General features: G+C 46.4%; 21 protein-coding genes. 9 read left to right on the forward strand and 12 right to left on the reverse strand.

Going from position 1 to position 23,188, the window contains the following annotated elements; genetic code table 11:
* Nucleotides 1-242 precede the first annotated feature (242 nt).
* Nucleotides 243-2,372, forward strand: coding sequence for a pentapeptide repeat-containing protein (locus tag JGK39_RS12615; protein ID WP_293251642.1), 2,130 nt, complete (start codon nucleotides 243-245; stop codon nucleotides 2,370-2,372).
* A 144-nt stretch (nucleotides 2,373-2,516) separates the two neighbouring features.
* Here the strand turns inward: JGK39_RS12615 and JGK39_RS12620 are convergent, their stop codons facing one another.
* From JGK39_RS12620 to JGK39_RS12635, 4 genes are all read right to left on the reverse strand, one after another.
* On the reverse strand, nucleotides 2,517-3,098 hold the full coding sequence (locus tag JGK39_RS12620; protein ID WP_293251644.1) for an NAD(P)H-dependent oxidoreductase: 582 nt from the start codon (nucleotides 3,096-3,098) through the stop codon (nucleotides 2,517-2,519).
* A 37-nt stretch (nucleotides 3,099-3,135) separates the two neighbouring features.
* Entirely contained in the window at nucleotides 3,136-4,017 is an 882-nt protein-coding gene (locus JGK39_RS12625; RefSeq protein WP_293251646.1) for a ChaN family lipoprotein, read from the reverse strand.
* A 662-nt stretch (nucleotides 4,018-4,679) separates the two neighbouring features.
* On the reverse strand, nucleotides 4,680-5,042 hold the full coding sequence (locus JGK39_RS12630) for a cupin domain-containing protein (protein ID WP_293251648.1): 363 nt from the start codon (nucleotides 5,040-5,042) through the stop codon (nucleotides 4,680-4,682).
* A 95-nt stretch (nucleotides 5,043-5,137) separates the two neighbouring features.
* Entirely contained in the window at nucleotides 5,138-5,413 is a 276-nt protein-coding gene (locus JGK39_RS12635) for a hypothetical protein (protein ID WP_293251650.1), read from the reverse strand.
* A gap of 159 nt (nucleotides 5,414-5,572) precedes the next feature.
* On the opposite strand from JGK39_RS12635, the gene JGK39_RS12640 reads away from it, so the two are divergent.
* From JGK39_RS12640 to JGK39_RS12660, 5 genes are all read left to right on the forward strand, one after another.
* Nucleotides 5,573-6,211: a peroxiredoxin gene (locus JGK39_RS12640; protein WP_293251652.1), complete on the forward strand. Its 639-nt coding sequence runs from the start codon at nucleotides 5,573-5,575 to the stop codon at nucleotides 6,209-6,211.
* 196 nt (nucleotides 6,212-6,407) lie between these two features.
* Nucleotides 6,408-6,989: a Uma2 family endonuclease gene (locus tag JGK39_RS12645; RefSeq protein ID WP_293296485.1), complete on the forward strand. Its 582-nt coding sequence runs from the start codon at nucleotides 6,408-6,410 to the stop codon at nucleotides 6,987-6,989.
* Nucleotides 6,990-7,051: 62 nt separating this feature from the next.
* Nucleotides 7,052-8,026 carry a cysteine synthase A gene (locus tag JGK39_RS12650; protein ID WP_293251656.1) on the forward strand — a complete coding sequence of 325 codons (975 nt, stop codon included), beginning with the start codon at nucleotides 7,052-7,054 and terminating at the stop codon, nucleotides 8,024-8,026.
* A 9-nt stretch (nucleotides 8,027-8,035) separates the two neighbouring features.
* On the forward strand, nucleotides 8,036-8,212 hold the full coding sequence (locus tag JGK39_RS12655; protein WP_293251658.1) for a hypothetical protein: 177 nt from the start codon (nucleotides 8,036-8,038) through the stop codon (nucleotides 8,210-8,212).
* A gap of 246 nt (nucleotides 8,213-8,458) precedes the next feature.
* Entirely contained in the window at nucleotides 8,459-8,791 is a 333-nt protein-coding gene (locus tag JGK39_RS12660; protein WP_293251660.1) for a (2Fe-2S) ferredoxin domain-containing protein, read from the forward strand.
* On the opposite strand, the gene JGK39_RS12665 is transcribed toward JGK39_RS12660, so the two are convergent.
* The 6 genes from JGK39_RS12665 to JGK39_RS12690 form a co-directional block, all read right to left on the reverse strand.
* A complete protein-coding gene (locus JGK39_RS12665; RefSeq protein WP_293251662.1) occupies nucleotides 8,788-9,069 on the reverse strand; it encodes an HNH endonuclease in 282 nt (93 codons plus the stop codon). The genes JGK39_RS12660 and JGK39_RS12665 overlap by 4 nt on opposite strands.
* Nucleotides 9,070-9,299: 230 nt before the next feature.
* Complete coding sequence (locus JGK39_RS12670) at nucleotides 9,300-9,926, reverse strand: heme-copper oxidase subunit III (protein ID WP_293251664.1); 627 nt, start codon at nucleotides 9,924-9,926, stop codon at nucleotides 9,300-9,302.
* 171 nt (nucleotides 9,927-10,097) lie between these two features.
* Nucleotides 10,098-11,903 (reverse strand): cytochrome c oxidase subunit I, encoded by a 1,806-nt coding sequence (gene ctaD / locus JGK39_RS12675; RefSeq protein ID WP_293251666.1) that lies wholly within the window; start codon nucleotides 11,901-11,903, stop codon nucleotides 10,098-10,100.
* 406 nt (nucleotides 11,904-12,309) lie between these two features.
* Nucleotides 12,310-13,311 (reverse strand): cytochrome c oxidase subunit II, encoded by a 1,002-nt coding sequence (locus JGK39_RS12680; RefSeq protein ID WP_293251675.1) that lies wholly within the window; start codon nucleotides 13,309-13,311, stop codon nucleotides 12,310-12,312.
* A 220-nt stretch (nucleotides 13,312-13,531) separates the two neighbouring features.
* Nucleotides 13,532-14,296 (reverse strand): class I SAM-dependent methyltransferase, encoded by a 765-nt coding sequence (locus JGK39_RS12685; protein WP_293251677.1) that lies wholly within the window; start codon nucleotides 14,294-14,296, stop codon nucleotides 13,532-13,534.
* Nucleotides 14,297-14,559: 263 nt separating this feature from the next.
* Nucleotides 14,560-15,573, reverse strand: coding sequence for an LD-carboxypeptidase (locus JGK39_RS12690; protein WP_293251679.1), 1,014 nt, complete (start codon nucleotides 15,571-15,573; stop codon nucleotides 14,560-14,562).
* 73 nt (nucleotides 15,574-15,646) lie between these two features.
* Here JGK39_RS12690 and JGK39_RS12695 point away from each other — a divergent pair, with 73 nt between their 5' ends.
* The 3 genes from JGK39_RS12695 (at nucleotide 15,647) to JGK39_RS12705 (ending at nucleotide 20,384) form a co-directional block, all read left to right on the forward strand.
* Nucleotides 15,647-17,080: a carotenoid oxygenase family protein gene (locus tag JGK39_RS12695; RefSeq protein ID WP_293251681.1), complete on the forward strand. Its 1,434-nt coding sequence runs from the start codon at nucleotides 15,647-15,649 to the stop codon at nucleotides 17,078-17,080.
* Between the two features lie 527 nt (nucleotides 17,081-17,607).
* Nucleotides 17,608-18,432: an SDR family NAD(P)-dependent oxidoreductase gene (locus JGK39_RS12700; RefSeq protein WP_293251683.1), complete on the forward strand. Its 825-nt coding sequence runs from the start codon at nucleotides 17,608-17,610 to the stop codon at nucleotides 18,430-18,432.
* Nucleotides 18,433-18,629: 197 nt separating this feature from the next.
* Nucleotides 18,630-20,384: an asparagine synthase-related protein gene (locus JGK39_RS12705; RefSeq protein ID WP_293251685.1), complete on the forward strand. Its 1,755-nt coding sequence runs from the start codon at nucleotides 18,630-18,632 to the stop codon at nucleotides 20,382-20,384.
* 232 nt (nucleotides 20,385-20,616) lie between these two features.
* On the opposite strand, the gene JGK39_RS12710 is transcribed toward JGK39_RS12705, so the two are convergent.
* Nucleotides 20,617-21,909 (reverse strand): hypothetical protein, encoded by a 1,293-nt coding sequence (locus tag JGK39_RS12710; RefSeq protein ID WP_293296486.1) that lies wholly within the window; start codon nucleotides 21,907-21,909, stop codon nucleotides 20,617-20,619.
* A 16-nt stretch (nucleotides 21,910-21,925) separates the two neighbouring features.
* Nucleotides 21,926-23,158, reverse strand: a complete 1,233-nt coding sequence (locus JGK39_RS12715) for a decarboxylase (protein ID WP_293251689.1) — start codon at nucleotides 23,156-23,158, stop codon at nucleotides 21,926-21,928.
* Between the last annotated feature and the right edge of the window lie 30 nt (nucleotides 23,159-23,188).

The following is a 23,188-nucleotide window of genomic DNA, read 5'->3' on the forward strand; positions in this document are numbered from 1 at the left end:
ACAACAATGTGGTGTCCCTACTGCAAAATGAATTTATCGCCTCGTGCGATTAATTTCGACAGCACAATATATCGGAAATGAACCAGATGAGTTGTTCGATTTGTGAGGAGCGGAAATACAGTTAGAGATACGCAAAGATAGAAAACATCAAAAACCCTTAAAAAACTCTATTTTTCGGATCGGAGGTAAAATCGGATATAGAAAAATGGAATACATCGGGGGCGTCGCAATATCGAGAGGGCATGGGAAATTACAACAGCACACCGATGAAATCGAGTCAAGTTTTACAAAAATACAAAGAAGGCAGGCGAGATTTTAAGCGCGTGAGCCTGCGGGGACAGTCGTTTGTCCAGCAAGATTTGTCGGGAGCGGACTTCAGCCAGGCCGATATCCGAGGAGCGAACTTCAGCCACGCCACTCTGACGGGGACGAACTTCGCGGGAGCTACGGCGGGACTACAACGGCGCTGGGTGGCGCTACAGTGGCTGCTAGCATTGCTGATGTTGGGTTTGTCAGGAATACTGGCGTTCTTTCCAGGGTTGTTGGCAGCGGCTACGATCGAGTCTGTTCAGAGCCTGCCACAAAAACTGGTAGTAGAAATTGTTCTAGCGATATTCCTAATTACTATATTTGTTGCGATTGTCCGTCAGGGATTTACCATTCAGGCAGTTATTTCTATCTCCGTCGCCGTTGCTGTCGCATTCGTCATCGCCGTCGCCGTCTTCGTCGCTGGAGTCATAACCCTCGTCGCCGGAGCCGTCACCGGAGTCTTCGTCGGAGCCGTCGCCGAAGTCTTCACCGGAGTCGTCATCGGAGTCTTCGTCGGAGCCATCGTCGCATCCATCACCGTCGCCATCGCCGCAGCCGTCGTCGTCGCCGTCGCCATCGCCGTCACCGTCGCCGTCGCCGTCGTCGGAGGCGGAGCCGTCGTCGTTGTCATCGCCGTCGTCGTCTTCGTCGATGGAGGCGGAGCCCTCGTCATCGTCATCGCCGCAGCCGTGATCCTTCTCAGCCTCTACGTGGCATCGCGAGCCATGAAAGGGGACGAAAAATTTGCCATTGTGGGCCTGTTTGCCATCGCCTTTGGTTCCCTCGGCGGCACTTGCTTCTACTCCGCTACCCTCACTGATGCTAACTTCACCGCTGCTACACTCAAAAACTGTAACTTCCGCGATGCCACTCTCACCCGCACTTGCTGGAAACATACTAAAAAACTCGATCGCGCTCGTCACGGCAACACCCTCCTGGCACAATCTGCGGTGCGCGAACTCCTCGTCACCAGTAATGGCTACCAGAAATCCTACGAAGGAGCAAACCTCAACGGTGCAAACTTAACGGGAGCCAACCTAGAAGGCGCGAACCTCAAACGCGCCGACTTAAGCCAAGCAACATTACACGGAGCCAACCTAAAAAATGCCAACCTCACTGAAACCCTCGCCATCGGTACGGATTTTACCGCCGCCTACCTGACAGGTGCGTGCCTGGAAGCCTGGAATATCGACAGCAACCCACAACTAGCGGGTGTCGATTGTCAGTACGTCTTTTTCCTAGAAACAGAAAATGATAAAGGCAGCCGCGAACGTCTTCCCCACGACCCCGATCGGGTTTTCCAGCCGGGTGATTTTGAAAAGCTCTACACAGAGATGATGAATGTGGTGCAGATTCTATTGCGGCATGGCCTCGAGCCCGAAGCGTTTCAGAAAGCATGGCAACAACTGATGGCGGAGTATCCCGAAGCAACATTGCAGGCGACCGAACGCAAAGGCGAGGACTTATTAGTTACGCTAGAAGTGCCGGAAAATGCCGACAAAAGCCAAGTCGAACGCTGGTTTGTGGAGGCGCATGAAGCCAAATTAAAAGAACAAAAGCTAGCCGGAATTTTGGAAGGCCAACAGAGCCACGCGCAAGATTTAAAAGAGCTTCTTCTTCAAAAATTATCCCATCCCAATACCATTCACATTAAAAATATCAGTCAAACTATGAACAACAACACAGACAATAACTGCCAAGGAGATACCTACAATCAAAGTGGCAAAATAGGAGTCGGACACATGAGCGGGGGAGAAATCCAAAGCGGCGCGAAAGTAGCTGGCGAGTTGCACGAAACCCAACCCAAAACCCTCGCCGAATCAGCCGTCGAAATCCAACAATTGCTGCAAATTATCGATCGCTCCTATCCCCCCGACATCCCACTAAAGACACAAGAAATTATCGACGTAGCGGTGAAGGAAATTGATAAAGATCCGCAACTTAAAGAACGAGTCGTCGGCGCGTTAAAATCGGGAGGCATCGAAGCGCTCAAGGAATTGATGGATAATCCCTACGTGAATATTTTGGTGGCAGCTTATCAAGGATGGCAGCATCCAGAGTAGGAATTGCGTAGAGTTGAGTAGTTGGAAAACACGCCCTAGGATGCTTGTCTGTACAATTTCACTTTCAACATGACTTACGTATATGTATAGCTAGAATGAGGACACAACATTGCTGTGTCCCAACTCCAAAATAAATCTATCGCCTCACGCGATTAATTTCGACAGCACATTAGACAACTTAGCGCCGAGATTCTCCACAGACTCCTGCTGTTTGGGATCTTTCATCGTACCGTCAGCATTAAATGCTTCAAAAGCTTTGGGAATTGCTTTCTGATCCGGGAGCACGAACACGTTAATATTACCCAAGATCGATCGCAAATGCACCAATCCCCGCAAACCGCCCAATCCGCCGGGGGAAGCGCTCATAATTACCGCTACTTTGTCAGTAAATGCCACCAATCCCGGTTCGCCCGCTGCTGGGCGCGATACCCAGTCGATCGCATTTTTCAACACAGGCGTAACCGAACTGTTATACTCGGGAGAAGCTATCAAAAACCCGTCATGAGCTACCATCAATTCCTTCAACTTCCGGGCATTTTCTGGCATTCCCTCTCTGGCTTCCAAATCTTCATCAAATAGCGGCATCGGCAAATCCCGCAAATCTACATAAGTAACTTCTGCACCCGCCGCCATAGCCCCAACCGCCGCAACTTTTACCAGCAGTTTGTTGTAGGATGCTTCCCTGGTACTTCCGGCAAATGCCAGTATTTTTGGTCTGTTTGTCATGGACTTTTCCTGATAATTGCTTGCGAGTAAAATTGTACTATTCCGAGTGCTGCCAAACAAAGTCAGCCATGGGTTTGTCTGCTGACAAAGGACTATCTGTGCGCGAATTGAATAAAACCGATCGCATTTTTACATTTCCGACTCCCAAACGCCTCTCGACGCGGCTGGGAATGCCGTAACCGTAAATAATATGCCCTTTCCCCGCCAACACTACAACTTGATAGTCGGGGTTGGCTTTGACAAATTGGGCTATGCTTTCCGCCATAGTTTCATCCCACAAAACTTGGGCTTGCAAAAATCTTTCAAAGGCGGTACTATTTCCCTGGGCTGCCTTTTGGTGCTGTTGGAAAACTTCGAGCAGCATTTGCCGGTATTCGGCGTTGTCGGTACGAATTTCCGAAATTGGCGGAATATATTTTTTGTCCTCTGCTGTGAGGCTTTCTAAGCCTTGAGAGGCAACTTTTCTCGTGACTTCGGACGGTGTATTTAAGGCGAGGACTGGCAATTTGTTTTCTTTGGCAAACCGCAAAAATGGGGCGTAATATTCCCAGGGAAAGCGCCACCTGCGATCGTACTCTGTTTGCTCGACTAATTGCTCTTCTGTCAGTTTACCACCTAAGTAGTTGTCGATCGCACTTTGAAACGGACGCTGAAACATCTCCATCGCGATCGCAATTTTACGATTTTGCCGCTGCATTTCTCGAACAATCTTTAGTTGAGCTTGGTGGTCGGCAACGCTATCGTGGGTTTCACCCAGATACACGACTTTCGCCTTCACCAACTGTTGCAGAATCTCTTGGTTGGTGTAAGTCTGCTGCGGTTGAGACTTCGCCATCGGTTCCGCTGTCACGACACTGCTACACAGCAGAAAAATGCTCAGCGATAAGGCGCACAGTTTGATGAGTTTGGTTGTTTTCATACAGATATTATGCCTGTTTCTCGCAGCAGCAGCCATAGCCAAACTCTACTATTTTAGCTGAGCATCCAGAAAGCTCGATGCTTTATTTAACTTCATAATTCATCGTCAATATCTCTACCCATAGAGGATTGTCTTCCCTCTTCCGTCTTCCTGATGACTGATGACTTATAACTAATGACGTTCGCTCTTCGGGGACAGCGCTAATGACTAATGACTAATGACTAATGACTTCTTGCGACCTTTGTAAAGTTTAGTTGCAGGTACTTGCGCTTCCAGAAGAAGGTGGTAGATTAATAATATGAAGCAAACAAAAAGCTTCTTCTGACAGATACCATATCCAGATACCGCAGCGAAGTTCACAATAGAATCTAAGGAGTAAAACGCTGTTTAATCTCACATCTGTCCTCTCAAAAACCAATAGCAGCACCCACCAACAAAGCTGATACTTCCCCAACTAATAAGAGGGGAGCAATGCAAGTGAATCTGAGGATTTATTGCAACTCCGCATCGAAGTTTAAAAAAGAGGAAATCACTCGGTACCTAGGGCTGGGTGCTGTTGTTGTTAACAGTAATTTAGGGCGGTTGAGGGTGTTTTGGGAGGTGGAGGCAGAGCCTCTAGACAGGCATTACCAGGCACAGCCTGGTAACTAGAAACAGCAAAATTACTGAAAAATTGTCTCGTCTTCCTTTCGCCACGCCGGATCGACGATACAAATAAATATTAGCGGTTCTGTGCCGCAGTTGTAAATAAACTGCTTGGCGTTTGGCGGAATGTAAACTGCATCTCCGACTTCCACGAATTGAGTTTCGCTGTCGATGTGCATTTCCCCAACGCCGCTGATAATGTAGTAAACTTCAGAAGTTGTCAGGCAGTGCAGCGCCGAAGTTTGTCCCGGTGGCAAAGCGGCATGGGCTAAACTGTAACGCAAATCGACAGCTTGTTTGTCTGGATGCAGCAATTCTCGCAGTAGACTACCGTCACCCGCGATAAACTCGTCGCAGCCGTTTAGCTTTTGAACTAGCATTCTTTATACACTCCTGAAAATCTCTTTACCACAACTTAAGTTTAATTCAAAGAGCCAGAAATGTTAAGAAATATGTCAAGGATCGGCCGGATTTTTTAACCGTAAGTTCCCGAGTGCGATCGATAATCAGGACAGTCGATCGCATCTTCAGATAAAGCTATTGTAGGCCGAACGGGACACTTCAGGTGGTAGTCGCCCGTGAAAAACACGCAGTTAGCACAAGGAATTTGGTGCATCCGCTGAGCTCTGTGCACTGAATCGCCGACAGTACGCCCGATACTCGAACACACCAACAAAACTAAACCCCAGGCGCAGACAAAACACACGGGCACCAAAACAGGCTGTATTGTCTTCAGCAAAAAGTAAAGCATAGCAACAAAATTTAGGGTAAAACTCGCACATACATTACAGTAATGGAATTGGCGGGCGATCGACCAAAAAGTTTAGAATCATTTACAGCGCGATCGAGAAACCCGGCAATTATGGGATGATAGAGAACCGTCGTTAAATAAAATTAGAGGAAACCAGTTATGTCACTGCGATTAGGCGATACAGTTCCCAACTTTACCCAAGCCTCGTCCGAAGGAGAAATCAACTTCTACGACTGGGCAGGCGATAGCTGGGTCGTATTGTTTTCCCACCCAAAAGACTATACTCCAGTGTGCACCACCGAACTCGGTGCAGTGGCCCGTCTCAAGTCTGAATTTGACAAGCGGGGCGTCAAAACCATAGCCCTCAGCGTCGATGATGTGGATTCTCACATGGGCTGGATTAAAGATATTGAGGAAACTCAAAATGTCACGCTCAATTATCCGATTTTAGCAGATGGCGATCGTAAAGTCTCCGACATTTACGACATGATTCACCCCAACTCGCTGAACAACTTAACAATCCGCACGGTTTTTGTAATTGATCCGGACAAGAAACTGCGTTTGAGCATTACTTATCCTGCGAGCACCGGTCGGAATTTTAATGAAATTTTGCGGGTAATTGATTCGCTGCAACTTACGGACAAATACAGCGTTGCGACTCCAGTTGATTGGAAAGACGGCGACGATTGCGTCATCGTACCTTCGATTACCGACCCCGCAGAGTTGGCCGAGAAATTTCCTAAAGGCTACACACCAGTTAAGCCTTATTTGCGGATGACTCCTCAGCCGAATAAATAGATTTAACATTCCTGGACGCAGAACCGCCATTATGTAGGGTGCGCACTGCGCACCTTACCTCTATAATTCGCGCGTCAAACAAGTTTGGAGTCAGGACTTGAGTCGTTAATCCTGATTTCTGAGGACTCAAGTCCTCACTACAAACAAAGAAATTGTGCAATCTTGTCTGAACAATTTAGAGTGGAGGAAAGGCAAAATGCTGTCATCAACCATCGTATTGCGAATACCGCCAAAATTGCAAATGACAGACGACGAGTTTTTCGAGTTCTGTCAAATCAATCGGGATTTACGCATTGAACGCAACAAATCGGGAGAACTGCTAATTATGCCCCCTACTGGCGGAACAACAGGAAATCGCAGCGGTAGCGTCTTTGGAGAGTTGTATATTTGGTCTCGACAAGATGGAACCGGTATTTGTTTCGACTCCAGTACGGGATTTAAGCTTTCAATGGGTGACAAGTCTCCAGATGCCTCATGGATTAAACTGGAACGATGGAACGCTTTATCACAAGAACAGCAAGATAAATTTGCCCCAATTTGCCCAGATTTTGTAGTAGAACTAAGGTCTGCTTCTGACAATCTCAAGCCCTTGCAAGAAAAAATGCAAGAATATATGAAAGAACCAGGAGTGCGGCTGGGTTGGTTAATAGACCGCAAAAATCGGAGAGTTTACATCTACCGTCCCGATTTACCAGAAGAATGTTTGGAGAATCCGGCGACAGTCAGCGGCGACCCAGTTTTGCCCGGATTTGTGCTAAACATGAGCAAAATTTGGTAAGCTGCTCGCAATCAATATCAAATTATTGTCATAATTATATAACATACAAATACTCAAAAAATATGGATATCAAAAACGGCTTTGTAGGCACAATCGGCAACACGCCACTAATTCGATTAAACAGCTTCAGCGATGAAACAGGCTGCGAAATTCTCGGCAAAGCAGAGTTTCTCAATCCCGGCGGTTCCGTCAAAGATAGGGCCGCCCTTTACATCATCAAAGACGCAGAAGAAAAAGGCTTGCTGAAGCCAGGGGGCACCGTTGTTGAAGGCACTGCGGGCAATACGGGCATCGGTTTAGCCCACATTTGCAACGCTAAAGGTTACAAATGTTTGATAGTAATTCCCGACACTCAATCTCAAGAAAAAATCGATGCTTTGAGAACCTTGGGCGCGGAAGTTCGGACAGTTCCCGCCGTCCCCTACAAAGACCCGAATAATTATGTCAAACTGTCGGGAAGATTGGCTGCCGAAATGAAAAATGCCGTTTGGGCAAATCAGTTTGACAATTTAGCCAACCGCCGCGCGCATTACGAGACAACGGGCCCGGAAATCTGGCAGCAAACCGATGGAAAAATTGATGCTTGGGTGGCTGCAACTGGTACGGGTGGAACTTTTGCGGGAGTGGCCATGTTTTTAAAAGAACAGAATCCTGCGATTAAAACGGTGCTGGCAGATCCGATGGGCAGCGGGCTTTACAGTTATTTCAAAACTGGGGAAATAAAGACACAAGGCAGTTCGATTACTGAGGGAATCGGTACGAGTCGCATCACTGGAAATATGGAAAATGCCCCGGTAGATGATGCCTTGCAAATTGACGATGCTGAAGCCGTGCGGGTGGTTTACCAACTGTTGAGAAAAGATGGGTTATTTATGGGGGGTTCGGTGGGAATTAATGTGGGGGCTGCTGTGGCTTTGGCGAAGCAAATGGGGCCGGGACATAGGATTGTGACTGTTTTGTGCGATGGGGGGGCGCGGTATCAGTCGAGGTTGTTCGATCGCGCGTGGTTGGCGGCAAAAAATCTATTTCCAGATTGATATCGTTGAGTGGCAAAGAAACCGGGTTTTTTGCAGGGTTTGTTGGTGCAACCGGAGTATTTTGGAAAAAAACCCGGTTTCTGGCGCGACATCAATACCAAAGAAACCGGGTTTTTTGCAGAGTTTGTTGGTGCAACCGAAGTATTTTGGAAAAAACCCGGTTTCTGCCTCGATGCGAATCGTTGAGTGGCAAAGAAACCGGGTTTTTGTCGGAGTTTGTTGGTAAGTGCGAAAGATTGTGCAAAAAAACCGGTTCCTGGCTGTTCGATTAGTTTGTAGTGCGGACTAAAGTCCGCAGAATTTTGCGGACTTTAGTCCGCACTACAAACCTTACATCATTAAAAAATTATGCTTAAAATAGATGTTATATGCTCGCACCTATTCCGATGATAAAAATATAGCATATATTTAGTAAATTTGCAAGTAAAAAAAGTGGAAAATTCAGAAATTTCTAAGCGAGTTCTGGTCTGTCAAAACCGCACTTGTCGCAAGCAAGGTTCGGCAAAGGTACTGGCTGCTTTTCAGAAATTGTCCGGTGCAGAAGTTGAAGTTGTGGCTAGCAGTTGTTTGGGACAGTGCGGTAACGGGCCGATGGTGTTGGTGCTACCAGAAGAGGTTTGGTATAGCGGTGTTTCTGCTGAAGAAGTTGCGGCAATTACCGATAGACATTTGCGGGGTGGAAAGCCGATAGAGGCGATGCTTTATCGTAAGTTTCACCGCCATTCTGTAGGGGCAGTACCCCCGAACCCGCCCGCCGGTGTTTAAGCTTTTTTGCCGTGTACTTGAATGCGTTTGTCGGTTTTTTGCTTCTTCACCCACGACACAAATTTCTGGAGTTGGGGGTCATTTTTGAGCTTTTCTAGGGTGTTGAGCTCTTGGGCGAGGTGTTTGTTGTCGAATAGAGAGTGAATCTGGCGGTGACAAGCTGAACAAATGTCGATCGTCTGGCTGGGATTTTCGTTTTTGCGCTTGGTGTTTTGTTTGGGGATGAGGTGGTGGGCGGTTAATGCTTCCATTTGTCGATCGCACAATTCGCACTGCATAATTTCCTCAATGCTGGTGGATGGGAGAATTGCTTCTTTTAATTTAGCGTCATTTATGGCGATCGGCCGCCTGGTTTGATCGTTTGGACTTTAGTCCGCATAAATCAGAGGACTGAAGTCCAAACGATCAAACTGTCGCACTTCCCAAACAATAAAAAACCCCCAACCGGGGGTCTTAATTTCAGGTGGGACAGGCATCTTGCCTGCCCACTAAGTAGAAAAGCCTACGCTCAAATTATGTACAGCAGCACAAACAAAACAATCCAGATCACATCGACAAAGTGCCAATAAATCTCAGTTGCTTCGATGCCGAAGTGGTGCTCGCTAGAATAGTGATCTTGTAAGCGCGATCGCCAAACGACCCCTGCCATCAGCACCACTCCAAACGTCACGTGCAAACCGTGAAAAGCAGTCAAAACGTAAAAGCAACTGGCATACAAATTAGTCGTCAAGCCAAACTCTAAATGAGTGTACTCGTAAACTTGACCGTACAAGAAAACGACGCCCATAGCGATAGTCACGAGCAACCAATTTCGCATACCCTTCGCATCATTCTTTTTGATGGCAGTATCGGCATTGTGAATCACAAAACTGCTAGCAATCAGAATTACCGTATTAATTCCCGGCAGCAATAACTCGCGATCGGGTGTACCTTCAGGCGGCCACATCGGGGCCATCGCCCGATAAATCAAATACGCGGCAAACATACCCATAAATATCATGCCTTCAGATCCCAAGAATACAAGTACGCCTAGCATTCTATGGTCGGGATGTTCTTCGCCGTGGGCTTCTATTTCGGCACTGTGGTGGTAATTTAGAGCCGTTTTTTCTGGATCGATCGCTGGAATTTGTTGCATAATAAAAAATTGCTAGTTGGTAATTGATGTTGAAGGAAGAGGGAAGAGACAGAAAAAAATTATCAGTACATCGCTGCTGTGCTGTCAAAAGTCATTAGTCCAAAATTTTGATATTGCAACGAGCAATAACTAATGACTAATGACTAATGACTAATGACTAATGACTAATGACTAATCGCCATCGTGACTTTCATCACCAGGAGAATCAACGTTTACCTCTGATTCAGGCTCGACCAAAGTTGCAGTACCGCCAAAGAAAGTGGAAGCTTGAGCCTCCGCAATCGGAATACCGCGTTTCTCGGCGTTGCGGGTCGCATTTTCCCTCAATTTCAACTTGAGACGTTCGCCAGTATTTTGAATTTTTTCCATACCGTAATCGTAAGGCCCGGTTGCCAATACTGGTATTCCTTCAAAATTTTCGATCGGCGGTGGCGAAGTTGTCATCCATTCCAAACTTAAAGCTTGCCAAGGATTGTCACCTGCTTTCGGGCCGTATCTCCAACTCCAAATCACGTTAATGATAAACGGGATTGTCGAGACTGCCAGCATATAAGCGCCCACAGTACAAATGACATTAATTGTGGTAAATTTCGGGTCGTACATTGCCACCCGCCGGGGCATTCCTTGCATCCCCAAAGCGTGCATCGGCAAGAAAGTTACAGTAAAGCCCACATAGGTTAAAACAAAGTGAACTCTACCCCAAAATTCGTTAATCATCCGCCCCGTCATTTTGGGGAACCAGTGGTAAAAGGCAGCGTAAATTCCAAACACTGAGCCGCCAAACAGCACGTAGTGTAAGTGAGCGACGATAAAATAAGTATCGTGAACGTGAATGTCGAAGGGTACGGAAGCTACCATGATCCCGGTGATGCCACCGAGGAGGAATGTTGAGATAAAGCCCATCCCAAATAGCATCGCACTGACGAGTCGGAGTTTGCCACCCCAAATAGTTGCCAACCAGCTAAATATTTTGATCCCAGTGGGCACGGCGATGATCATAGTTGTGATCATGAAAAACATCCGCAGCCAGCCTGGTGTGCCGCTGGTAAACATATGGTGTGCCCATACAATCAAGCCTAAAAAGCTGATGGCGAGACTGGAATAGGCGATCGCCAAATAACCAAAAATTGGCTTGCGCGAATGCACTGGCAAAACTTCTGAAATCACGCCAAAAAAGGGCATGATCATAATGTAAACTGCCGGGTGCGAATAAAACCAGAATAAATGCTGGTAGACGATGGGATCGCCGTTACCTGTCGGGTTAAAAAATGCCGTTCCTGCTAACAAGTCAAAGGACAGCAAAATCAAAGCTGCGGCCAACACTGGAGTAGCAATTAAAGTCAGCGCTGAAGTCGCAATCATCGCCCAACAAAACAAGGGCATTTCATTGAGACTCATGCTCGGAACCCGCATGGTGAAAATGGTAACGGCAAAATTTACCGCTCCCAAAATCGAAGAAGTTCCCAGGATCAAGACGCTGAGAATCCAGATTTCTTCCCCGGCTTGAGCAGTAACTAAGCTCAAAGGCGGATAGGAAGTCCAGCCGGCTTGCGGTGCTCCCACCAAAAAACTGCTCAGCAGTAACACGCCGCCTACTGGAATCAACCAAAAGGCAACGGCATTCAGCCTGGGAAATGCCATATCTTTTGCCCCAATCATTAAGGGGATCAAAAAGTTAGCAAATCCGGCACCTGCTGGTACGATCCACAGGAAGATCATTACCGTGGCGTGAACAGTAAATAAACTGTTGTAGAGTTCGGGTGCGACCAAATCAGAGTCGGGAGTGGCGAGTTCGGTTCGCACTATCGTGGCCATCACTCCGCCGATGAGATAGAAGCAAAAAGTTGTGACTAGGTATTGAATACCTATGACTTTGTGGTCGGTATTAAAAGTGAAGTAGTCTCGCCAATGTCTGTCGGCCGGCGCTGTTCCGCGAGCCTCTATGTTGGCGGTTTCTTGGAACTGTGCTTGTGTCATAACAACAATATAAAGGCTTCCTAATTTCGCCGTAAAAACTTCAATCCTAGTTTGTAGTGAGGACTTTAGTCCTTTCAATCCTTGGGAGACGGACTAAAGTCCGATTCTGCGAACCTTTTTGTAGTAATCATTTTAGTCTTTTTAAGCCTCAGGAGACGGACTAAATTCCGATGCTGCGAACCTTTTTGTAGTAATGAATTCACTGCTTTCAATCCTCGGGAGACGGACTAAAGTCCTTACTACGAACCTTTTTGTAGTAATGATTTTAGTCTTTTTAAGTCTCGGGAGACGGACTAAATTCCGATGCTGCGAACCTTTTAGTAGTAAGGAGTTCACTGCTTTAAAGCCTCGGGAGACGGACTAAAGTCCTTACTACGAACCTTTTAGATGAAGGTAGGGACTATTTTTAGTGATGAGTTGGGTGAAGTTGTTCTAGGGTTTCGGCATTAATTTTTATTTCCCTGACGTAGGGAGCTAAAAACTCTCCGTCTGACAACTTATCGGGATTTACTGCAACTGCTTGCTCTAGGTTTTGAGTGCTAGCAATTTGCTGTTCTTTCACCCAACTGTCGAATTCTTCGGGCGTGTGAACGACTGCTACAGCTTTCATGGCTCCGTGATAACCGCCGCACAATTCTGCACAAACAATTCGATATTCGCCGACTTTATTTGCTGTAAATCTCAGTTCGCTCGGCCGCCCGGGAATTGCGTCTTGTTTGAGGCGAAATTCCGGCATCCAAAATGCGTGCAGCACGTCTTGAGCTGCTATATTTAGCTGTACGTCGCGGTTGGCTGGCATATGCAGTTCGCCGGAACTAACGCCGCTTTCTGGATAGCTAAAAATCCAGGCGTACTGCAAACCCATGACGTTTACAACTAAGTCTGCTGGTTTGTCTTCGTTTTCTGGGGAAGCCCCGACGCCTAGAGCAATCCGTTGATCCGACGAAATTTGCGGGGCTTTTTGGGGTGTATCTGACAGGGTGGCTGCGATCGCACTTCCGCGCATTTTAGAGTGCGATTGCATTGTACCGTGGTCGTGATTACCCATCGGATCGAGGCCGCCCATTGAGTTGTAAATCTCAAAACTGTAGACTCCGATACCTAAAATAATCACCGCTGGTAGGGCTGTCCAAAGAATTTCTAAGGGAAAGTTATCATGCCAAGCTGGCCCGTCTGTATTGTCTCCTTCACGACGGCGGTATTTAATTACAGCAACGATTATCACTCCGTGGACTAGGATGAATAATCCTATGGAAAGTGTCATCATTGTGTTGAATAGTCCGTCTATCTGCGATGCTTGAGCCGAGGCGGCGATCGGCATTAATCCATGATTCTGCCCGTACCAGAGACTGATCAGAGTCACTCCGATGCCGGCGAGCATGGTGAGGATGGAACTTGGAATGTTCACGCTGGTACCTTTTAGTAGCGACACTTCTTCGCTTGAACAATTTAGGGAAGCGCCTCTGGGTTGTCAATTTTTTATTGTAGGTTGACATTTTGAGGGCAATCCCTATCTTAAGGCTTACTTAAGGCTTAGTATTTTTGGGCGATCGCTTGTTCGCATTAATACGGCTTATGTCCCTTGACAAAAATCAAAAAAAATGGTAAGAAATTTGTTTTTTTTGCTACTAAATTTGAGATTGTTTTTCAAACACCATTAAATGCTGCTGGGGTAACATATCTTTTGTCTCTTTCCATACTAAACCGACGGCGGCCATTTCTTTTTTAACCTGCTTCTGCGTCATTTTGTGCAAGCCTTTGATGGGGAGCAGCGGATTTTCGCCCCGATACTCGATCGATACGGTGCGGCCTCCGGGTTTGAGGGCTTTGACAATTCCTTGCATCATTTCTCTGGGATAGGCAAACTCGTGATAGGCATCCACCATCACAACTAAATCGACGCTGTTTTCCGGCAAGTTCGGATTGTCGATAGTTCCCAAAACTGGCTCAACGTTAGAGATATTTTTTTCTTGTTTGTTCAACTCAATATAATTGAGCATTTCCGGCTGCACGTCAACGGCTAACACTTTTCCTTGGGGAACTAGGGAAGCGATGCGAAAGCTAAAATATCCGGTTCCGGCTCCAATATCTGCTACAATGTCTGTTGGTTTTAAATCGAGATTGTTGACTAATCTAGCTGATTTTTCTTCCATGCCGCGGGAGGGTCTTTCCAGCCAACTGGCGCCTTGATATCCCATAACTTGGGCAATTTCTCTACCCATGTAAAATTTGCCGGTGCCGTCGGGATTGTGGATTGTTCGCTGCTGATAGATTGTGTCGCTGTTGGTTAGATCGGTTGCTTGTGCTGCTGTGCAAGCGTTGAGTGGCAACAGGCAAAGAATTGTTAGGATTATTACTGTTAATGGTTTAATTAATTGTGCGGTCTTTTTCATAAGATTTCTGATTTGGTATTTTGTATTTGAATGTTTGCTCGTTATCAGGCTCGGACTAAAAATCTGTCAATAGAATCTAACCGTATGGTGCGCAATGCGCACCGGCTAATATCGTAGTTTGTAGGGTGAGCAATGCGCACCTGCTAATCTTGTAGCGTGTGTCGAAAAGTACCGAAAGAGTCAACCGCTGCGGGAATGGGACACGAAGTCAACTGGTGCGCAGTGCACACCTTACTACTAAGTCAACGGGAGTGTGACAAAATTTAATTGACTGCGGATGATAATAATTTGATTGTACCATAATTTGCGTCGATTTCGACTTCTTTGCCGATCGGCAAAGTGAACTTATCCCGAATGTGCCCTACCATGGAACCGTACCAGGCGGGAATATTCAAGGGGCGGATGCGATCGGTCAAGACTTGAGACAAGGTGAGGGACTCTTGCGGTTTTTCGGCCTCGCACTTGGTGCACTGTCCGAAAACAAAACCGGATATTTTATCAAGAATGCCTGCTAATTGGAGCTGCGTCAACATTCGATCGATGCGATAAACCTCTTCGCTAACTTCCTCGACAAACAAAATACTGTTTTCCCAATCCGGCAAATAAGCTGAACCGATTAGTGTTGAGATTACGGATAAATTGCCACCGATTAGTTTTCCCCTAGCTGTGCCGCGCCGGATGGTTTCTATCGGCATACTTTTGGAGTTTTGCATGGTCACAGAAGCTCCTTCAAACAAAACTTTTTTGACGTAATCTACGGTAAAGGGACTCCAACTTGATACACCTAAAGGGCCGTGAAAAGTAACTATATTAGTTTTAGCATGAATTGCCAATAATAGGGCAGTAATATCGCTGAATCCCATAATAATTTTGGGCTTGTTGCGGATCAGGTTGTAATCCAAAAGCGGCAAGATTCGAGCGCAGCCCCAGCCGCCCATACCGGTAAAAATAGCTTGCACTGAGTCGTCGGCAAAGGCTGCGTTGACATCGGCGGCGCGATCGGCATCTTTGCCTGCTAAGTAGCCGTAGCGGTCGTAAAAATGCTCTCCTAGTTTAACTTTTAAGCCTAGGTTATCCAGAACTTTAAAAAATTGCTGCACTTCTTTTGCGTAGTTGAAGGCAGCAGGATTGATTAAGGCTACGGTATCGCCGACTTGCAGGCGGCGCGGTTGAATAATAGTTCGGGGAAATAGGTTGTTTTGGGCGATCGGTAAAAGCTGAGTACCAATAGCAGTCAGCCCAAAAGTTCTGAGCAGATAGCGGCGGGGGACAGTCATAGATGTCAAGTGATTTGTGCTATAATTGTATAGCAAAAGTTCTGCTAGCTCAGCTAAAAATTGCCAGTTGCCAATGAAAACAGACAGTAAAATCTCAGCTAAAAAATCCTGGGCAAAATCTTTAGCCCGTCCTGCTGCGGAGTTTCCGCTGACTCAGCTATCGGTTAAAACTGGCAATATTCCCGAGGGATTGCGCGGGACTCTCTACCGCAACGGGCCGGCACGTTTGGAACGCGGCGGTGTTGCTGCGGGACACTGGTTTGATGGCGACGGTGCAATTTTGGCGGTGGATTTTACGGATGTCGGCGCGACGGCTGTCTATCGCTACGTGCAAACAGCGGGCTATCTAGCTGAAGAAAAAGCTAATAAATTTCTCTACAGTAATTACGGCATGACAGCACCGGGCCCTGCTTTATTGCGGTGGACTAAGCCTGTTAAGAATGCGGCGAATACTTCTGTGTTAGCTTTACCCGATCGCCTTTTAGCATTGTGGGAAGGTGGCCCGCCTCACCGCCTCGATTTACAAACTCTGGAAACTCAGGGAACGGACAATTTAGGCAATTTAGATAGTAAATTTTCTTATTCCGCTCACTGCAAGCGCGACCCGATTACTGGGAATATTTTTAATTTTGGAATCACACCTGGTGTCGCCACAAAATTGAATCTGTATAAAAGTGATTTTACAGGCAAAATTGTTAAAAAAGCAACTATTTCTTTAGAGGGAATACCTTTGCTGCACGATTTTGTTTTAGCGGGAAAGTACCTAATATTTTTTGTGCCACCAGTGCGACTCAATCTGATGTCGGTGTTAGCTGGAATTGGCAGTTATAGCGACTCGTTTGAGTGGAAACCAGAGTTAGGAACTCAGATATTAGTTTTTGAGGCTGATACTCTTTCTTTAGTGAGTCGCGGCGAAACTGATGCTTGGTTTCAGTGGCATTTTGCTAACGGTTTTGTTAACGAAGATGGTTCGGTAGCGGTGGATTTTGTGCGCTATGTTGACCTCCAAACTAATCAACGACTGAAGGAAGTAGCGACTGGTGAAACTCGCACTGATGCGGAGGGTACTCTGTACCGAGTGCATCTCGATCCTCTGACGGGGAAAGTGACAGGAATAGAAGAATTGTTGGATAAACCTTGCGAGTTTCCCATCGTACCTCCAGCCGAAGTAGGACAAGACTCGCGGTATATTTATCTGGCAATGAATCAAGAGAACATTGATATTGTAGCGGAACTTTACGGGGCGATCGCCCGTTTGGACACGCAAACCCGAAATCTCACAATTGCCGATATGGGCGAAAATCGCTATCCCGCAGAACCCATCTACGTTCCAGATATTTCGTCCGAGAAAGGTTGGATTTTGACAGTTGTTTACGACGGCAATTCTGATAGCAGCGAAGTGTGGATATATGAGTGCGACGGACTTTCCCGCCCGCCTGTTTGTCAGCTAGAATTGCCTGGTGTCATACCTTTGGGCTTTCACGGTACTTGGAAATCGGCTGTCTGAGGAGATTGTAAAGAAGTGTTGCGGAAGATTTATTAAAAATTGTTGCAGCTTATCGATCCCGTTGTTACTGTGTGTATAGAGATGAAAAACTCATATCTAGGAGGTATGGAATTATGCTCTATATTGCTCATATATTCTGGGCCAATTGGGACGAGTCCCTGGCGAATATCCTCGGCGAATAAATTCGCGGCTACACAAGCAAAGTCTGCCTCCGCAGACTGAAGAAGGATAACCAATCCGGCGAATAAATTCGCGGCTACACAAGCAAAGTCTGCCTCCGCAGACTGAAGAAAGAAGGAAATTAAGCCAACATTGGCGTGATTTCTTACCTTGTTTTCCCATCTCAGGTTTGTCTGCTTGAATGAGGTTGACTTACCAGATTCCTGATGAATTTCTGGCAAATCAAAGTTTAGTTCAACTCACGTGTACGTTGCCGATTCAAAAGTCTTGAGTTAACTCCACAAAATTCATAACTCGCAACTTATAACTCCGTACACGGTGAGCATCAAAATCAGAGGGTTTAATCTATGCAGCTTCAAGGAAAAACAGCTCTTGTTACAGGGGCTTCGCGCGGTATTGGGCGATCGATCGCCCTAGAATTGGCCAAACAAGGAGTCAAACGCTTGCTGATTGTAGCGCGCAACCGCTATCAGTTAATGGAATTGGCAGAGGAAATCGATGTTTTTGGTACAGAAGTGGTGCCGTTAGCATTGGATTTAACTCAGTCAGTGGCGGTGAATATTGCGATCGCCCAAGCTTGGCGAGATTGCGGCCCGATTCACCTGCTAGTCAACTGTGCCGGCGTCGCGCACCAAGCATCATTTTTGCGATCGCCGCTGCCGTTAATTGAGGAAGAAATCGCCTTAAATTTGCTCGGAACCTACACAATTACCAGGTTAGTCGCGAGACGAATGGCCGCGCAAAAAGACGGCACAATCGTCAATGTTTCGAGCTTGATGGGCAAAATTGCTGCTCCGACAATGGCAACTTATTCTGCTACCAAATTTGCCATTTTGGGATTCACTCAAGCTTTACGCAGCGAGCTAACAGCCTACAATGTTCGAGTCACAGCTTTGCTACCATCTCTAACAGATACCGACATGGTACGAGACTTAGAGCAATTCCGGTGGGTAGTACCGACAACTCCCGAAAAAGTTGCCCTAGCGCTTGTTGCGGGATTGCACAAAGATGCGCCGGAAATCTTGGTAGGATGGCAAAGTCATGTAGCGGTTTGGTGTCACCGAATTGCGCCTTGGTTGCTGGATTTGGTGTTGCGGATGGCGACTCCACAACTTCGGGATAAATCGCGGGGCGATCGCAAATTGCGGGAGGCTTTGGCTAGCGGGCGATAAACTCTCTAATAGGGCGGGCACGCACCATCCACCGCCCCTACAGTAGGGTGCGCACTGCGCACCTTACTCGTTTGTAGTGAGGAATGCGAGTCCTAGGATTTTGATCGGGACTCGCATTCCTCACTACAAACCAATTTAATTTAAGTCCTTGGTCTGTTATAATTGATAATATTTAGAATTATAATCAGTCCTAAAAGATGAGCAATAAAAAATCATTTCTAACTTTCAAAGGTAGCCAGAAAAAAAAATCCTCTCTCCCTCCAAATCCTCTGGTTGAATTTGCCTCAAGTTGGCGAATAGCTTGGGGAAAAATAGATGCGATCGCAGATGATGCAGCGTGGCGAGAAGGTCAAGTTGCGATTATTTGCTCTAATCCAAGCGTTCAACTCATTCTCAGTCCCTCAGAAAAATTTGTGATTGTTGGCGATATTTGGCTGAGCAATCGATCGCAATTGCTGGAAAAATTGGGCATTTCTGCGAGTAGTTGGCAGGGGTGCGATCGCCAATTAGTCGCTCAACTGTGGGAAGGCTGGGGCGCTGAATGCTTGCCGCTGCTGTCAGGTATGTTTGCGTTTGCGGTTTGGGAGAGGGAATCGCAGGTTTTGCGGCTGGCGCGCGATCGCACGGGGGCGCGCACTCTCTACTACACTAATGTTGGCGCGATTCGCTGGATTGCGCCTCAACTGCGGGCGATCGCACAATACCACTCAAGGGCGATCGACCTCGTAGCCCTGCGAGATTACCTCTGCTGTTCCTTCGTTCCGGGCGATCGTACCCTGTGGCAGCAAGTGCGAGAACTGCGCCCAGGAAGCATTTTAAGCTTCCCTGACGAGACAATTTCGGCCTACTGGGAACTGCAAGAACAAGTTGTCGAGGCCGAACAATCTTTGGAATGGCACGGCGCGAGATTGCGCTCTCTTTTAGATGAAATTGTCCGAGAATATTTGCCGGAAAATCAACCTGTAGGCGTGTTTCTTTCCGGCGGGTTAGACTCTAGCTGCATCGCGGCTTTAGCTGCTCAATTTTGCGATCGGGCAATTCACAGTTACTCAATTCATTTTGGGGAAGAATGCGCCAACGAATTAGAATTTTCCAGTCTAGTCGCCGAACACTGTCAAACTGAACACCACATTTTAGAAATTAGCTTTCGGGATATGTGGAAAAAGTTGCCAGAAACTATGGGTTACTTAGACGATCCGATCGGCGATCCGCTAACAGTGCCAAATTTGCTATTAGGAAGAATGGCGCGAGAATCCGTCGAAGTAATTCTCAACGGCGAAGGTGGCGATCCCTGTTTTGGCGGCCCCAAAAATCAACCAATGTTAATGAACAGCTTGTACAATTCTGTCACTAATTTGGATGCGCTGCCAGCATATTTGCTGTCATTTCAAAAGTGCGCGGCGGATTTACCTCAACTTTTAAAACCGGAAATTTGGGCAGCGATGCAAGCAGAACCTTCGGTATTTAGTGCGGATTTGAATGCTAGCGGCAATTATCTGAATCGATTAATGGCGTTAAATATCAAGTTTAAGGGGGCAGACCAGATTTTGACCAAAGTGAACAACTTGACTCAAGCTGCGGGCTTGCACGGGCGATCGCCCTTGTTTGACCAGCGAATCGTGGATTTGAGTATGACGATTCCGCCTGAGTACAAATTGTCCGGGGTTGTGGAGAAAGCTGTGCTCAAACAAGCGGTGGCAAATTTACTGCCGGCTCAAATTTTGGACAGGCCCAAAAGTGGGATGCTAGTCCCGGTACAGCTAGGGTTTAAGAAGTTTTGGCAGCGGGAAGCCAGGGGTTTGCTATTGTCAAGAAGAGCTGCTATTGCTCCTTATTGTAATCAAGCTTTAATTGCACAATGGTTAGATTATGAGGGAGATACTTGGGGCCGTTATGGCGTTAAGCTGTGGTTATTGACGAGTTTAGAACTTTGGCTGCAAGGTAATAAGTAATATCTTTCCGCACGCGCTTTCTCAGAGTCCGGCAGGGGTTAAAACCCCTGCCTCAAAGCTAAAGTCGTCTGAAGACGACTAATGAGTTCTTCAGTCCTCTTTGAGAGGACTTTCGCTATTAGACAGGGGTTTCAACCCCTGGCGGACTCGCGGGTCTACTAAAGGACTTGGCGGGCTGACAAATTAAGTTGACGTTGACACAAATGGACAATACCACATACCCCCACAAACCTCAACCAAAACTGTCAACAACATAGATAGAACTATCCGTACCGCCTAGCAGAATTAAACTACTATCATCGCTACCTATATCTCGACTTCCAGCAATTCCTCGATTCAGAATTTGAATCAGTTTCTGAGGACTAAACGATTCCAATTCCACATAATTACCAAATTCCAACCACTGCAATTCCTCAGCGGATAAATCTTGGCGAATCTCTGCTGATAATTGTTTAGCATCTTGTGCATTTTTCTCGGAACTTAGAACAAACATACTGCCGCCACCCGCCAGAATTTGCTTTGGTAACAATCCGATATCAATAATGATCGCACTGTTATCTCGGAACCAATTAGGACTCGTGCGTAGGTGGTGAACTAAACCAATTCCTTTGGGACTGCAATCGTGCAAAGCGTACACTCTTAAGTCGGGATTGCGGCGCAGCATTTCCATAGTTGTGTTGAAGATACTTTGAGGATATCCGGTAATACTAAGGACTGCACAGTTGTTTTCAAAGTGAAAATTGTTGGCGATTAAAAATTGGGCAATTTCCGGGCGATCGCACACCACCAATCTGTCGAAACTGTAAGCGCTGACATCGGGATTGACGACCGCATTTTTATTTGTATCGCGGGGAGGCGGTAGCATTTTTGCGATCGAGGAGTTGATTTCTGTCCACTTATTAATCCAGTATTGAAACAGGTTGAATGTAAGAATAACTTCTTGAGTTAGTTTAGGAATTTTTAGGCTTCCCAAATAGATAGATAGGATTCCGATCGCAAAACTAGCGAAAAACACTTCGGAGGAATATAACAACTGACTCAAGCCGATCCCGCAGAGCATAAATATTCCTCCCCAAATTTGCAAAGCTCTTGCAAAAGTCTGCCGTTGTTTGTACGGATATTTGCGAGAACGGCTCTTCACAAAAAATATCGCTAACAATAAAATATTTACTGCCAACATGGCGTAAATAAGTTCATTTGTCATTCCCGCAGATAATAAAAACAATCCACCAATAAAAAAGCACCAGAAATTATAAAACATACACTGATAAACCAAGCCAAACAAATTCTCATTTTGGGTTCTCGATCGCTGATCTAAAAAGTAAAATAACTGTCGGGGAGTAAAAAACAGCGTATGGTTCACAGAAACATCGGCGATCGCCTTAGCAAACATGGGGTCAGTTATTTTTAAATTTGTCATTAGAGTTGGTTCAAAAGCAAACTGATGGCTGCATTTTTTACAGCGATAGCTATTGGCTCTGCGCTCTTTTAACTTATTGTCAGTTTGGCACTTGATGCACTTCATAAAAATCTCCTAGTGATTATTCAAAAACTTGATTTGCTAACAAAACGCTGTAATCTTCTCTCTCACGAATTAGCCGATGTCCGCCATTTTCTAACAGCACTTCCGCAGGTTTGGGGCGGTGCAAAAAGTGCGAGGACATCGCATATCCGTAAGCTCCCACATCTAAAATACCGAGAATTTCTCCAACTGTCAAAGCCGGAAGTTGACAGTTTTTCCCCAAATAATCCCGCGAATAAGTCGTATTGCCACAAACATCAGTAAAATGTAGAGCATCCCGGCAATTCCAGGTATAAATCTCTCGATAACCGCCGTGAACCGACGGTACTGAAAGATTGGCAACAGTCGTATCTACACCGACAATTTGTTTGGCTTCCTGCCATTTTGTGGAAACAACTTGAGCGAGCAAAGTAGCACATCCCGCTACAACCGATCGCCCTGGTTCAATTATTAAGTCAATTGGGCGGTCTAGTTGACAAATTCTGCTGGTCAATTCTGCCCCAAACAGTTCCCAGTCAAAGGCTGTACCTCCGCTGTGGTAAGGATAGCCAAAACCCCCGCCAAAATCGAGATACTCCCAATCTGGCAATTGCTGGGCTGCGGCAATTATCGTATCAATTACTTGAGTAAACGCTGCGGTGGAATTGGTGCCGGTACCGCGATAAAAATGCAAGCCCCTAAGCTTTAATCCGGCTGTTTTTGCGATCGCAATTGCTTGTGGAAATTCGGGCGATCGCACTCCTATGCGACTTTCCCCCGTTAATTCGGGCAAATTCAGCCTCAAACCCAGACTGGGCGGTTCTAAAACCTGCTGGTTTTCCCTAAGAGATTGGTACACTTCGCAGCACAACTGCAATTGAGCGAGACTGTCGAAATTAAGAGTTTTGACACCCCATTTGAGAACTTGTTCCATCTCATCTCGGTGCAGATTACTGCCGCTGTAAACAATGTTTTCCGGCGCAAAACCCGCCTTAATTCCCAAATAAATATCTCCCGGTGTATTCGCGTGCAATCCCCACCCGCAAGCTTGAAATATTTGCAGCAAGGCGATGTTGCCGTTGGTGACGCTGGCAAAACAAAATTGAGTTTGCGGATAAGAAATAGCGTTAGTAATGCGGGCGATCGTCCGCTGCAAAACATCGCTTTGATAAACGTAAAGCGGCGAACCGTAAGTCGCTAATAACTCTTTCGCTAAGTCAAAAGTAAAAGGCTCTTCTTTCAAAATCGAGTTGCTAGTATCAATTGTTTGCATAAGTATCAAGTAGATGTTTATTTAATTAAC

Source organism: Microcoleus sp. PH2017_12_PCY_D_A (assembly GCF_020738565.1).
GTDB lineage: Bacteria > Cyanobacteriota > Cyanobacteriia > Cyanobacteriales > Microcoleaceae > Microcoleus.